General features: G+C 75.3%; 8 protein-coding genes. All 8 read left to right on the forward strand.

Annotation, left to right across the window (positions count from 1 at the left end):
* Window positions 1–47 precede the first annotated feature (47 nt).
* The 8 genes from AF335_RS17775 to AF335_RS17810 all read left to right on the forward strand — a co-directional run bounded on the left by AF335_RS17775 (window position 48) and on the right by AF335_RS17810 (window position 14,275).
* Window positions 48–1,361, forward strand: a complete 1,314-nt coding sequence (locus AF335_RS17775) for a preATP grasp domain-containing protein (RefSeq protein ID WP_102919383.1) — start codon at window positions 48–50, stop codon at window positions 1,359–1,361.
* 37 nt (window positions 1,362–1,398) lie between these two features.
* Window positions 1,399–3,180 carry an IucA/IucC family protein gene (locus AF335_RS17780; protein WP_102919384.1) on the forward strand — a complete coding sequence of 594 codons (1,782 nt, stop codon included), beginning with the start codon at window positions 1,399–1,401 and terminating at the stop codon, window positions 3,178–3,180.
* 21 nt (window positions 3,181–3,201) lie between these two features.
* Complete coding sequence (locus AF335_RS17785) at window positions 3,202–5,280, forward strand: IucA/IucC family protein (RefSeq protein ID WP_102919385.1); 2,079 nt, start codon at window positions 3,202–3,204, stop codon at window positions 5,278–5,280.
* An 82-nt stretch (window positions 5,281–5,362) separates the two neighbouring features.
* Complete coding sequence (locus tag AF335_RS17790) at window positions 5,363–6,583, forward strand: type III PLP-dependent enzyme (RefSeq protein ID WP_102919386.1); 1,221 nt, start codon at window positions 5,363–5,365, stop codon at window positions 6,581–6,583.
* Between the two features lie 49 nt (window positions 6,584–6,632).
* A complete protein-coding gene (locus tag AF335_RS17795) occupies window positions 6,633–9,140 on the forward strand; it encodes an amino acid adenylation domain-containing protein (RefSeq protein WP_102919387.1) in 2,508 nt (835 codons plus the stop codon).
* Between the two features lie 87 nt (window positions 9,141–9,227).
* Window positions 9,228–10,601: a diaminobutyrate--2-oxoglutarate transaminase family protein gene (locus tag AF335_RS17800; protein WP_102919388.1), complete on the forward strand. Its 1,374-nt coding sequence runs from the start codon at window positions 9,228–9,230 to the stop codon at window positions 10,599–10,601.
* Window positions 10,588–12,099, forward strand: coding sequence for a pyridoxal phosphate-dependent decarboxylase family protein (locus tag AF335_RS17805; RefSeq protein WP_244927072.1), 1,512 nt, complete (start codon window positions 10,588–10,590; stop codon window positions 12,097–12,099). The genes AF335_RS17800 and AF335_RS17805 overlap by 14 nt, the downstream gene beginning before the upstream one ends.
* 70 nt (window positions 12,100–12,169) lie before the next feature.
* On the forward strand, window positions 12,170–14,275 hold the full coding sequence (locus tag AF335_RS17810; RefSeq protein WP_211304110.1) for an IucA/IucC family protein: 2,106 nt from the start codon (window positions 12,170–12,172) through the stop codon (window positions 14,273–14,275).
* The last annotated feature ends 13 nt before the right edge of the window (window positions 14,276–14,288 follow it).

Consider the following 14,288-nt stretch of genomic DNA (forward strand, 5'->3'; position numbering starts at 1 on the left):
GCGGTCGTCAAGGCCGCCGGAGCCCGACCGATGGGGAAGAAGCACCCATGACCCGTGTACTTGTCGGCAACGATTTCAGCGAGGACGTACGGACCGATCGCGGGTGGACCGGATGGTGGGTCCAGCGCCTGGCGTGGTTCGCCGCCGACGGGGACGTCCTCGTGCTCCCCGCCGCCGTCGACGAGGACTTCCTCGCCTATGTCACCGCGCTGACCGGCGTCGACCGGGCCTCGCTGACGGTCGTCGTCCCGCCGGGCGGCGAGGACAGCATGCTCACCCCCGGCCGGCTGGCCGACCCCGCCTTCCTCGCCGAGCTGCGCTCCGCCGTGGGCGACCGCCCGGTCACCGAGATCTTCTCCCTGTGGCCGGACGCGACCGTCGCCCGTCTGGCGCGCGCCCTGGGCGCCCCGTCCGCCCTGGCCGGCCACGGCTTCGTCGACCAGGGCGGCGGCCCCCTGACCAACAGCAAGTCCCTCTTCCGCACCCTCGCCGGCGGCGCCGGGGTCCCCGTGCCCGCCGGTGCGGTCGCCACCAGCAAGGAGGTGGCCGAGACCGTCATCGTCGAACTCCTCGCGGGTGGCGAGCCGGTGATGGTCAAGCACGACTTCCTCTCCGGCGGCCACGGCAACGAGATCCTCAGCACCACCGACGGCATCCGCCCCATCGGCGCCCGCCGCGCGGTGACGGTGCCCGACCGCGCAGCCGTACGCGCCTACCTCGACGAGCGCTGGGAGTGGCTCACCGGCGGCGGCCGCAGCCGGCCCGTGGTGGAGCAGTACCACCGCGACAGCTCCGCCTACTTCACCGAGTACCGCATATCCGACGAGGGCGTGGAGCTGACGGGCGACGGCGAGCTGCTGTCCGCCCCGTACGCCGTGGGCCAGGTCATGCCGTGCGTGGGCCTGGAGCCCGAGGTGATGCGCGCGCTCGTCGACGGCGGACGCGAGCTGTGCGAGTCGCTGCACGCCATGGGCTACCGCGGCATGTGCGCCACCGACGCCATCGTCACGCCCCGCCGCGAGGTGCTCTTCACCGAGTACAACGGCCGTATCACCGGCTCCACCCACATCTACGGTGTGCTCGGCAAGAAGATCATCGGCGACGGCTACGGCACCGACCGCATCATCCTCGAACGCGTATGGCCCGAGGGCTGGTCCGTCGACTCCTTCACCGACGCCCTCGAACGGCTCACCGCCGCCGGGCACGCCTACGACCCGGCCACCCGCACGGGCGTCCTCTTCACCAACGCCTTCGACGGCAGCCACGGCGTCATGTACTGCATCGCCGCCCCCGACCTGAACACCGCCTGGTCCCTCGACCGGCAGCTCGGCTCCCTGTTCGCGCGGAAGTCCACGCGCTGACGCCGTACGCCGCCACCGTTCCACCACGAGGAGACCCATGTCCCTGTTCGTACCCGCCACGCTCACCGGCCCCGCCTGGCGCACCGCCAACCGCGACCTGCTGGCCAAGACGATCGCCGAGCTGTCCTTCGAGCAGCTGCTGACCCCGGTCGAGGTCGCACCCGGCACCTACCGCCTCGACCTCCCCGGCGGGATCGGCTACGTCTTCGAGGCCCGCCGCGGCGCCTTCGAGTCCTGGCACGTCGACCCCGCCTCCCTGCGCCGGGAGGCCGGCGGGCGGGAGACCGACGCCGACGACGCGGTGCGGTTCCTGCGCGAGACCTACGAGATGCTCGGCATCGCCGGTGACACCGCGGGCCACCTCGTGTGCGAACTCACCGCCACGCTCGTCGCCGACACCGGGCTCCTCTCCCCCGGCGCCCCGGGCGTCGGCGAGCTCGCGGACCTGCCGTACGCCGAGCTCGAAGGCCATCAGACCGGCCACCCCTGGCTGATCCCCAACAAGGGGCGCATGGGCTTCACGGCCTCCGACGTCGCCCGCTACGCCCCCGAGTCACGGGAGCCGACGCGGCTGCCGTGGATGGCCGTCCACCGCGATCTGGCCACCTATCAGGGCGTCGACGGGCTCACCCAGGGGCGGCTGCTGGCGGAGGAACTCGACGCGGCCACCCGGGCCGGCTTCACCGCCCGGCTCACCGAGCGCGGCCTGGACCCGGACGACTACCACTGGCTGCCGGTCCACCCCTGGCAGTGGGACCGTACCGTCGTCCCCGTCTTCGGCGGGGAGATCGCCCAGGGCCGCATCGTCCCCCTCGGGGACGGCCCCGACCGCTATCTGCCCCAGCAGTCCATCCGCACCTTCACCAACATCGACACCCCCGGCCGACGGCACGTCAAGCTCCCGCTGTCGATCTTCAACACCCTGGTCTGGCGCGGCCTGCCGACCGCCCGCACCTGCGCCGCCCCCACGCTGACCAGCTGGGTGCTCGGGCTGCGGGACGCCGACGCCTTCCTGCGGCACGAGACCCGTGTCATCCTGCTGGGCGAGGTCGCCTCCGTCGCCGTGCCGCACCCCCTCCTGGGCACCATGGCCGACGCCCCGTACCAGCACCGCGAGATGCTCGGCGTCATCTGGCGGGAGCCGCTGGCGGCCTTCCTCGACTCCGGCGAGCGGGCCCGCACCCTGGCCAGCCTCCTCTACACCGACCGCACCGGCCGCGCGATGGTCAGCGAGCTCGTGGCCCGCTCCGGCCTGTCCCCGGAAGAATGGCTGCGGCGCCTCTTCGGCGCCCTGCTGCCGCCGCTGCTGCACTTCCTCTACCGCTACGGCGTCGCCTTCTCCCCCCACGGCGAGAACGCCATCGTCGTCTTCGACGAGCAGGACGTCCCCATCCGCCTGGCCGTCAAGGACTTCGTCGACGACGTCAACGTCTCCGAGGTGCCCCTGCCGGAGGCCGCCGGCATGCCCGAGCAGGTCGCCGATGCCCTGCGCTCGAAGTCCCCCGACATGCTCTGCCAGTACATCCAGGGCGCCCTCCTCGTCGGCCACTTCCGCTACCTCGCCGACCTCGTCGACCAGCACCTCGGCGTGGACCAGGACGCGTTCTGGACCATGGTCCGCGAGGAGATCCTCGGCTACCAGGAGCGCTTCCCCGAACTGGCCGACCGCTACGCCCTCTTCGACCTCCTCGCCCCCGACCTGGACCGGCTGTGCCTCAACCGCCACCGGCTCCTCCAGGACGGCTACCGGGACATGGCCAAGCGCCCCAGCATCGTCTTCCACGGACGCGTGGCCAACCCCCTGCACCACGGCGCATAAGCACGCACGAGAGGCCCTGTCTTGTCCGTCACCGTCACCGCCCCGGTGGCCGCCGTACCCGTCACCGAAGAGGAACGCCGGACGCTGGCCCACCTCGCGGAGCACCACCCCGAGCTGGCCGCCGCCTACCCCGCCCGCCTGACGCGGGCCCGGCGCGGCACCATGACGCGGGTCCTCGCCGCACTCCTGCGCGAGGAGATCCGGCCCCCGCACCTCGTCCGCACCCTCGGCGCGGACCCGGCGGGCGAGGCCGGGGCGCTCCTGGGTGAGGACGCGCTGCGCGTCCTCACCCAGGAGGGCGCCACCGCCGTCCAGCTCCTGCCCGTCGACGACGGCCGCGTCCTGGCCGTCGGTGTCGTCAGCCGCGCCGACCTGGGCCGCACCCGCACCGCGGCCACCGCCTTCCTGCTCACCGCCGGGCACCGGGAACGCATCGACCATCCCGTCGGCCTGCTCACCGCCCTGAGGCCGACGGTGGCGCCCGAACAGCTGGGCGCCTGGGACGAGTTCACGGCGGAGGTGGCGGACTCGGTGGCCAACCTGGCCCTCTCCCACACCAACGTCGACCGCACCTCGGAGGCCCTCGCCGCCACCGCCCGCCGCCTCGGCGCCCGCGACGCCGGGGAACTCCTCGCCCTCCTCGGCCGCGACACCGACGCCGACGCCGTCAACCTCCTGGCCGACGGGCTGTGCGCCGAGGGCCACAACATCCACCCGTGCGGCAGGGTCCGCAAGGGCATGCGGCCGGCGGAGAACCAGCGCTACGCGGCCGAGAACACCGGCCGCACCGACCTGCGGCTGGTGGCCGTCCGCACCACCCACGCCCTGTCCACCCCCGATCCGGAGGGCCGGGGCGCCGACGAGATCCTCGCCGGTCACTTCCCCGAGCTCTACGGGCGGGCCCGCCACCACCTGACCGCACACGGGCTGGACCCGCACGACTACCACCTCTACCCCGTCCACCCCTGGCAGGCCGACCACACCCTCCCCACCTGCTACGCCGACCAGATCGCGGACGGGACCGTCGTCCCGCTGCCGGACGACACCGTCCTGCCGGCCCGGCCCACCACCTCCGTACGCAGCGTGGTGACCGAGCCCGGCGCCCACGGACGCCGCCTGGTCGTCAAGACCTCCCTCGACGTCCTCCTCACCTCCACCCGCCGCAACATCTCGCCCGCCTCCACGCACAACGGCCCCGCCCTGAGCCGGATCCTCGCCGGCGTCCTCGCCGCCGAACCCGGCCTCGCCCGCCGTGCCGTGCCCGTGCGGGAACTCGCCGGCCTCTGCTTCGCCTCCGCCGCCCCCGGCGGGCCCGAACTGGAGCGGGGCCGCGGCGACGCGCGGCAGCGCAACCTCTCCCTGCTGCTGCGCGAGGACCTCGGCGGCCATCTCGCGCCCGGCGAGACGGCCCTGACGTGCTGTGCCCTCTTCGCCCGCTCCCCCGTCACCGGCCGTACGATCCTCGCCGACCTCGTCACCCGGTACGCCCGCGTCCACGGCCTCGGCCACCCCGACGCCGCCCGGGCCGTCCTGCGCGACTACCTCGCCCTGCTGCTGCCCGTGACGCTCACCTTGATGACCGCCTACGGGATCGCCCTGGAGAGCCACCTGCAGAACACCGTGGTGGTCGTCCGCGACGGCCGGCCCACCAGGCTGCTGCTGCGCGACTTCGCCGGCCTGCGCCTGCACGCCGGCCGCCTGAAGGAGGCGGGCGTCGGCTTCCGCCCCTACCCGGGCTCCGTCACCGTCACGGACGACCCCGCCAAGCTCCACGACCGGTTCCGCTACGCCGTCCTGCGCGCGAACGTCGCCGAGTTCGTCACCACGCTCGCCGACGAGTTCGCCGTCCCCGAGGACGAGAGCTGGCACGCCGTGTGGGAGGAGGCCGAACGGACCTTCGCGGAGCTGGCCCGCCGGCCCGGACTGGCCCCCCGGGTCGCCGCCGACCGCGCCGCGGTCAGCGCCCCCACCCTGCGGCAGAAGATGTTCGTCCGCATGCGGCTGGAGGGAGACGCGGCCGGTGAGCTGTACCAGCACGTCGACAACCCCCTGCACCGGGCCGCGGCGGCCCGGGACCGCACCACCGACGCCGAGCACTGACCGTCCCCCCTTGCCCACCCCTGCCCGTTCGTGCCGCTGCCCGCGGCACGGACGGTGACCCGTGCGGGAGCACCCACCCACCATGCAGACCCACCGTCACGAAGGCCACGCGCTGCCCTCCCGGGTGGCCGAGCGGATCCACAGCGGCATCGCCGCCGCGCGCGAGCGCGCCGAGCCGTTCTGCGCCTACGTCCACGACACCGCCGCCATCGCCGACCACGCCCGGCGGCTGCGCGCCGCGCTCCCGGACGCCTGCACCCTGCTGTACGCCGTCAAGGCCAACTCCCGCCCCGAGGTGCTGAGCGCCCTCGCCCCGGTGGTCGACGGCTTCGAGATCTCCTCCGGCGGTGAACTGCGCAAGGCCCGCGCCGCCGACGGCGACGCGCGGGTGGTCTTCAACGGCCCCGGCAAGAGCTGGGCCGCCGTCGAGGAGGGCCTGCGCGCCGGCGTGGACCTCTTCAACGTGGAGAGCCTGACCGACCTGGCCCGTCTCGACGCCGTCGCCGGCCGCACCGGCACCCGCGCCCGCGTCCTGCTGCGCGTCAACACCCGGCGGCCGCTCGTCACCGGAACCCACCAGATGGTCGGCGAGGCCACGCAGTTCGGCATCGACGAGGACCAGTTGCCGCAGGTGGCCGCCGCCGCGCTGGCGGCGCCGCACATCGACGTCGAGGGCCTGCACCTGCACTCCGTCTCCAACAACCCGGACGCCGCCTCCCACCTGGCCTTCGTCGACCGCTGTCTGGCCCTGGCCGCCGAACTGCGCGCACGTCACGGGCTGCCCACCCGGGTGCTCGACATCGGCGGCGGGTTCGGCGTCGACTACTCCGGCGACGGCCGGCACTTCGACTGGGACGCCTTCGCCCGTGGTCTCCACGACCGGTCGGCCGCCCTCACCGGCATCGAACTCGTCATCGAGCCCGGGCGCTCGCTCGTCGCCGAGCACGGCTTCTACTGCGCCGAGGTCCTCGACGTCAAGCACAACCACGGGCGGGCCTTCGCCGTCCTGCGCGGCGGGATCCACCAGTTCCGGCTGCCCAAGGTGCTCGGTGCCGACCACCCCTTCACCGTCGTCGGGGTGGACAGCTGGCCCTGGCCCGTCGACCGGACCGAGCTGCGGGACACGCCCGTCGCCCTCTGCGGCGAGCTGGGCACCCCGGCCGACGTCCTCACCCGTGCCACCCGTGTCGGCCGGCTGCGGACCGGGGACATCGTGGTGTTCCCGATGGCGGGGGCCTACGGCTGGGAGATCTCCCACCGCGACTTCCTCAGCCACCCCCACCCGGACTTCCTCACCACCTGACCGGCCGTCAGCTCTCGCCCGCGCCACCACGAACGACGAAAGAACCCCCATGCCACTGCACGGCACCGCAGGCACACACCCGTCCGCGACCACGGAAGCCGCCGACGGGCTCCGCACGCCGGCCGGCGCGGCGCCCCTGGACCTGCCCGCCGACCTGCCCCGCACCGACCGCCTGGACCGCCGCCCCGCCACCGAGGAGCTGGCGCTGCCCGCCGGGACCGCCGACCGCCTGCGGCCCTCGGAGGACCACCGCCCGGCCGCGTTCGCCCTCGCCGCGCTGTGCGCCGTCCTGCACCGCCACACCGGCCAGGACGACTTCCTCCTCAGGGCCGCCCTGCCCGCGACCGGCCCCGAACCGGTGCTCCTGCACGCCCGGTTCGACCCGCGGGCCCCGTTCACCGCCCTGTGGGGCCGTCTCCACCAGGACACCGCCGGCCGGGCCGGCGTACCCGTCGGACGCCCGGCGGAAGAGGCCGGTGCCGAGGTGCCGACCGTGGCGTTCCGCTACCTCACCGCGGACGACGGGACGCGGGACGGCCCCGGCGACGCGCCGTACGACCTGGCCTTCACCCTCGACACCGCCCGCACCCCCATGGTCCTCCGGCTCGCCTACGACGCCGGACTCCACGAGCGGGCGACCGCGGCCCGCCTGCTCCGGCACACCCGTACTCTGCTGGACGCCGCCGGGGACGAGCCCGGCCGGCCCGTCGCCGAACTGCCCGTCGAGGACGAAGCGGTGGCCGCGCCCCGGATCTGGGCGCTCCCCGCCCCGGCCGGTCACCTCCCGCCGCCCGCCGCCGGGGTGACGGAGGGTCTGGTGCACCGCTTCAAGGCCGTCGCGGCCGCCCACGGTGACCGTCCGGCGCTGCGCGGCCCTTCGGGAGAGCTCAGCTACGCGGACCTCGACCGGATCACCGACGCCGTGGTGCTGCGCCTGCCCCGGCCCCCGGCGGAGGAGGGCACCGGTCGCGTCGCGCTGCTGTGCGCGCACGACACCGGCGCGGTGCTGGGCGTCTGGTCGGCGCTGAAGGCCGGTGCCGCCTATGTGCCGCTCGACCCCCGCCTGGACGACACCCGGCTCGCCGCGATCCTCGCCGACGCGGGCGCGGACGCCCTCCTGTGCGACGCCGGTCTCGCCGACCGGGCGGCGGCTCTGGCCCCCGCCCTCCCCGTCGTCCCCCTGCCCACCGCGTACGACGCCGTCGACCGCACCGGCCGCGAGGTCACGGCCCCCGCCGCGGACGCCATGGCCTACGTGCTCTACACCTCCGGCACCACCGGTACGCCCAAGGGTGTCGTCCAGACGCACGGCAACGTCCTGCGCCACGCCCTGACCTACGCCACGCGGTTGCGCCTGGGCCCGGGCGAGCGCGTCCCGCTGCTGGCGCGGTACTCCTTCGACGCGGGTGTGATGGACCTGTTCGGCGCGTTGCTGACGGGCGCCTGCCTGGAGGTCGTGGACCCGTCCGCGCACTCCCCGGCCTCCTTGCGCGCGGCTCTGGCGAGCGCGGGGGCGACCGTCGTGCACTGCACCCCCACCGTCTTCCGGCACCTGACCAGCGCCGGGCACGGCGACGGCGCGCTCGACACCGTCCGCGTGGTGGTGCTGGGCGGCGAGGAGGCGACCGGCGCGGACGCGGCGGCCTTCCGGGCGGCCTTCCCCGCGCACGCCCGGCTCGTCAACGGCCTCGGCCCGACGGAGTGCACGCTGGCCCTCCAGCACCTGGTGGAGCCCGCCGACGCCCTGCGCGCCGCGCTGCCCGTCGGCCGGCCGGTCGAGGGCATCGAGGTCGTGCTGACCGACACCACCGGCCGGCCCACCGAGGTGTTCGGCGAACTCGTCCTGCGCGGCGCCCATGTCGCGCGCGGCTACTGGCACGACCCCGAGCGCACCGCCGCGGCGTTCACCACGGACGCCGGCGGAACGCCCTCGTACCGCACCGGCGACCTGGCCCGGCGGCTGCCCGACGGGAACCTCGTCTTCTGCGGCCGCCGCGACCAGCGCGTCAAGATCCGCGGCCAGTGGGCGGAGCCCGCCGAGGTGGAGAAGCTGCTGCGCGTCCACCCGACCGTCGGCCAGGCCGCCGTGGTCGTGGACCGGCACCCGTCGCACGGGACGCGGCTGCTGGGCTATGTCACCTCTCCCACCTTCCTGCCGCCGGACGAGAACGAGCTGCTCGGCTACCTCGGCCGCCAGTTGCCCAGCCATGCCGTCCCGGCGCGCGTCGTGGTCCTCGACAGCCTTCCGGTGGGCCTGACCGGCAAGCTCGACCGCTCCCGGCTGCCCGCCCCGGCCGAGCCTGCTCCCGGGCAGGAGACCCCCCGTACCGCGACGGAGGAGGCAGTCTCCCGCATCTGGTGCGAGGTGATCGGCCTGGCCTCGATCGGCCCGCGCGAGCATTTCGTGGGCAGCGGCGGCGACTCCATGCACCTGATGGAGATGCTGAGCCGCATCGGCGACGAGCTGGGCGCCGACGTCATGCCGGGCGACTTCCTCGCCTCGCCGACCGTCGAGACGCTGGCACGCCTCGTCGACGACGACCTCGCCGCGAGCTGACGACGGCGGGGGCCCGGCCCCCTCCGCCCCCTTCCCCTTTTCCCCTTCCCTTCCGCTGTTCCCCCATCGATCAGGAGTGCCCGCACCATGTCCTCGGCAGAGCCGGTACCGGCAGTGACAGAGTCGGAGGGGCAGGGCATCCTGCGCCGACTGGACGCCCGGGAGTCGTCCGCGCGCACCTACGCACGGCACCTGCGGATCGTCCCCGTGCGGGCCGAGGGCATGACCGTCGAGGGCGCCGACGGCCGCACGTACCTGGACTGCCTCTCCGGTGCGGGCACCCTGGCCCTGGGCCACAACCACCCCGTCGCCGTGGAGGCGATGCGCAAGGTGATCGACAGTGGCCGCCCCCTGCACACCCTCGACGTCGCCACCCCGGAGAAGGACGCCTTCGCCGAGGCGCTGTTCGCCACGCTGCCCGCCGAACTCGCGCGCGGCGCACGCGTCCAGTTCTGCAGCCCGGCGGGCACCGACGCGGTCGAAGCGGCGCTGAAACTGGCCCAGTCCGCCACCGGACGGCACGGCCTGGCCGCGTTCACCGGGGCGTACCACGGCATGACCAGCGGCGCCCTGGCCGTCTCGGGTGGCGTCGCGGCCAAGGCCCGGGTCGCCGGGTCGGGCGCGGACGTCACCCGCCTCCCCTACCCCTACGCCTACCGCTGCCCGTTCGGGCTCGGCGGCGAGCTCGGGGAACGTACCGCGGCCGAGTACGTCCGCAGGCTGCTCGCCGACCCCAACGGCGGGGTCGTGCCGCCCGCCGCGATGATCCTGGAGCCCGTCCAGGGCGAGGGCGGCGTCGTACCGGCCCCCGCCGGCTGGCTCCGGGCCATGCGCGACGTCACGCGCCGGCACGGGATCCCGCTGATCGCCGACGAGGTGCAGACCGGCATGGGACGCACCGGCACCCTGTGGGCGAGCGAGCACGCCGGGGTCGTCCCGGACGTCCTCGTCGCCTCCAAGGCCATCGGCGGCGGCCTGCCGCTCGCCGTCGTCGTCTACCGGGAGGAGCTCGACGTGTGGGAGCCGGGCGCCCACGCGGGCACCTTCCGCGGCACCACCCTGGCCATGGCGACCGGAACGGCGACCCTGGACTTCATCACCCGCAACCGCCTGGCCGAGCGAGCCGCCTCCCTGGGCGCCCGCATGCTCGCGCGGCTGGAGGAGTTGCAGGCGCGGTTCCCCTGTGTGGGCGATGTGCGCGGCCGCGGGCTGATGCTCGGAGTGGAGCTGGTCGACCCCGAGGGCGAGCCCGATCCCCTCGGCAGCCTGCCGGCCGACCCCGGCCTCGCCCGTGCCGTTCGCGCGGCCTGCCTCGACCGCGGGCTCATCGTGGAGCTCGGCGGACGGCACGACGGTGTGGTCCGCCTGCTGCCGCCGCTGATCATCAGTGACGAGGAGGCCGCATCGGTCCTCGAACGCTTCACCGACGCCCTGGAGGCGAGCACCCGTGCCGCACACTGACCCCCTGTTCCCCGCGCACCGCCTGGCCCAGGGCGAGGGCGGCCCCGCCGCGCTGGGCGCCCTGCTGGCCACCGCCGTCACAGCACTGGCCGACGGCGCCGCCGAACGCGGCGGCCCCGTCCCGGCCGGTACCCCCGGCGAGCTCGCGGCCCGGTGGGAGAAGCGGCTCGGCACACCGCTGCCCGAGCACGGGACGGGAGCGGCCGCCGCGCTGGCGGAGGTGACACGCCTGCTGGCCGCGGGCGCCGCCGACCCCGCCGACCCGGCCTGCGCCGGGCACCTGCACTGCCCGCCCCTGGCCGTGGCCGTCGCGGCCGACATGGCCGCCTCCGCCCTCAACCCCTCGCTGGATTCCTGGGACCAGGCCCCCGCCGCCACCACCGTCGAGCGCTCCGTCGTCGCCGCGCTCGCCGGTCTGGCCGGCTACGACCCCGCCGCGGCCTCCGGCGTCGTCACGACCGGCGGCACCGAGTCCAACCTCATGGGGCTCCTCCTCGCCCGGGACCACGCCGTCGCCCGCCACTCGGGCGTCTCCGCCGCCCGCTCCGGCATCCCGGCCGGTGTCCGGCCGCGCGTCCTGTGCTCCCGCGCCGCCCACTTCTCCATCGCCCGCGCCGCGGGCTTCATCGGGCTCGGCGAGGACGCCGTGATCGCGGTCCCCACCGACTCCGGGCACCGCATGGACCCGGCGGCGCTGGACGCGGAACTGACCGCGCTGCGACGCCGCGGCGAGCTCCCCGTGGCGATCGTGGCCACGGCCGGCACCACCGATCTCGGCGCCGTCGATCCGCTGCCGCGCATCGCCGGGATCGCCGCCGCGCACGGCACCCGGCTGCACGTGGACGCCGCCTACGGCGGGGGCGCCCTGTTCTCCGACCGGCTCCGCCTCCTGCTGGCCGGCCTGGAGGCCGCCGACACGATCACCCTCGACCTGCACAAGTTCGGCTGGCAGCCCGTGGCGGCCGGTGTCTTCCTCGCCCGCGAGCGCGCCGCCTTCGAACCGCTGGACCGGCAGGTGGCCTATCTGAACCCCGAGGACGACGAGGAGGCCGGCTACACCAGCCTGCTCGGCCACTCACTGCGCACCACGCGCCGCCCCGACGCCGCCAAGATCGCCGTCACGCTCAAGGCCCTGGGCCGCACCGGCCTCGGCGCCCTCGTCGACCGCTGTCACGACCTGGCCCGGCACGCCGCCGGTGCCATCGCCGCCCACCCGCGCCTGGCCCTCTACGCGCCCCCCACCCTGAGCACCGTCGTCTTCCGGTACGTGCCCGCCGACGTCCCCGAGGACGTCGTGGACGCCGTCAACGCCCGGCTGCGCAGACGCCTGCTCCGCGAGGGCCTCGCGGTCGTGGGCCGCACGACGGCTCCCGACCCCACCACCGGTCGCGAGGCCGTCCAGCTCAAGCTGACGCTGCTCAACCCGGACACCGAGCCCCGTACGGTCGACGCCCTGCTGGCGGCCGTGGTCCGGGCCGGCGAGCGGGAAACGCCCTGACCGCCCGCCGCGCCGGGGACCCGGGCGCGGCCGCCGGTACGCCGACCGACATTGGAGTGAGAACAAGCAGATGCCCGACCTGTGCTGTGCAGCCGACGACCCGTCACGCCTCCTGACGGACGCTCCGGAGTCCCTGGGGGCCGCGACCGCGGGTGCGGCCGTACGCGCTCCCCATGACGAGCGGCCTCACGAGGGGGACCACGACGAGCGGGCGGCCGAGCTCGTCATGCGCGATCTGGTCGACACCCTCGTCCAGGAGAACCTCTACGAGGTGGCCCACCGGCGCTCGGACCGCGTCCCGGCGGGCCTCGCCGCACGGGAGCTCGGCATCGGCGAGAGCTGGTTCCGTCTGGACCTCGCCGAGGGCTGGGTCTGCTTCCGGGCCCGCCCCGTCAGCGCTCTTCAGTCCTGGCGGTTCTCGCGCGGCCCCGTCTGGCACGGCGGGCCCGCCGGCGCGGCACCGGCCGACCGGCCCACGGGGCCGGCACCGGACCGGGTGCGGACGCTCCGCCCCGCCGAACTGCTCGGCCTCCTCCAGGCCGACGCCGACCGGACGCCCGTACCGGGCGAAGCCCCGGCCGCCTACGCGCACCAGGTGCTCGACGACCTGCGTACCGCCGTCGAGCACACCGCCGCGACGCTCGCCGCCCGGCGGCGGCTCCTCGCGGGCGCACGGCCCGCCACCGGCGCCGACGACGAGGTGGGCCCGTCCGGCGTGGCCGGTGCCCCGGCACCGGCCCTCACCGGCCCCGCGCACCCGCTGCTGCCGCGACCGCACTGCCTGCTGGCCGGTGAGCGCCTGGCCTCCCTACGCAACCGCCCCTTCCACCCCACCGCCCGCGCCGCCACCGGCTGGACCGCGGACGACGCGACGCGCTACGGCCCCCTGCGCGCCGAGGCCATGCCGCTCGCCTGGGTCGCCGTACCCCGCGAGGGCACCCGGTGGGGCTCGGCCCCCGCCTCCGAGGCCCTGCACCGGCTCCTGCTCACCGGCACCGAGACGGACGCCCTGCTCGGCCTGATGGAGCGTCACGACATAGACCTGACGACCCACCAGCCCCTGCCCGTCCACCCCTGGCAGTACGATCACGTCCTCGCCGGACCCCACCGTGACGGGCGGGCCACCCCTTCCCGGCGGGATCCGGACGGCCCCGTCCCCCTCACACCCGCCCTCGGGGCCTTCCTGCCCACCGCTTCGCTGCGCAGCCTGGCGACCGCCTCCCAGGCACACGTCCATGTGAAGCTCCCCCTGAGCGTGACGACCCTCGGCGTGCCCCGGCTGCTCGACCCGGGCGATCTGGACAACGGGGAGCGCGCCGAGTCGGCCATGCGCGCCATCGCCGACCGCGACCCCGGTCTCCGCGCCCTGGCGGGCATCTGTGACGAACGCACATGGGCGGGCTGGAGCTCCCCCGGGGCGGGACCGGCCGCCGCCGTACGCCCCGGCGAGCTGGCGGCCCAGGTGCGCCTGTACCCGCGGGAGGTGTTCGACGGCGGGCACCGCCTCGTGCTGCCCATGGCCGCGCTGGCCGCCCACGAGTGGCATCTCCTCGGCCCCCTGCTCGCCCGGGCGCGCTCGGCGGAGGACTGGGGAGCGGCACAGGCGCTGGAGTTCTTCGGTGAACTCGCCGACGCCTTCCTGGAGATGGGCGTGGGCTTCCTCCGCCACGGCGTGCTGCCCGAGCTCCACGGGCAGAACGTGGTCGTCGTCCTCGAACACGGGGTCCCCCGCCGGTTCGTCCTGCGCGACCACGACACCCTGCGTTTCACCCCCGGCTGGATGGCCGCCGCCGGCCTCCCCGACCCCGGGTACCGGATCAAGCCCGGCGACCCGGACTCCGTGTGCCTCCCGACCGGCCGTCAGCTCGTCGGCTTCCTCCAGACCCTGGGCCTCCAGGTCAACCTGTACGGCATAGCCGACGCGCTGAGCCGGGCCCACGGCATCGGCGAGACGGCGTTCTGGAAGCGGCTGGCCCTGTCCGTGGACCGCGCCCTCGACCGGGTGGGCCCGCCGCCCGCCGTGGCCGACGCCGTCCGGCACGAAGTGCTGCGGGCGCCCGTGTGGCCCTCGCGCCTGGTCCTCGGCCCGCTCCTGCGCGAAGGCCGGTCGCGGCAGGTGACCATGCCCGCCGGGGTCGGCCGGGTCCCCAACCCCCTCCTGCCCGCGGCCCGATAAGGAAGGACACGAC

The sequence above is a fragment of the Streptomyces eurocidicus genome, from assembly GCF_002891295.1.
GTDB lineage: Bacteria > Actinomycetota > Actinomycetes > Streptomycetales > Streptomycetaceae > Streptomyces > Streptomyces eurocidicus.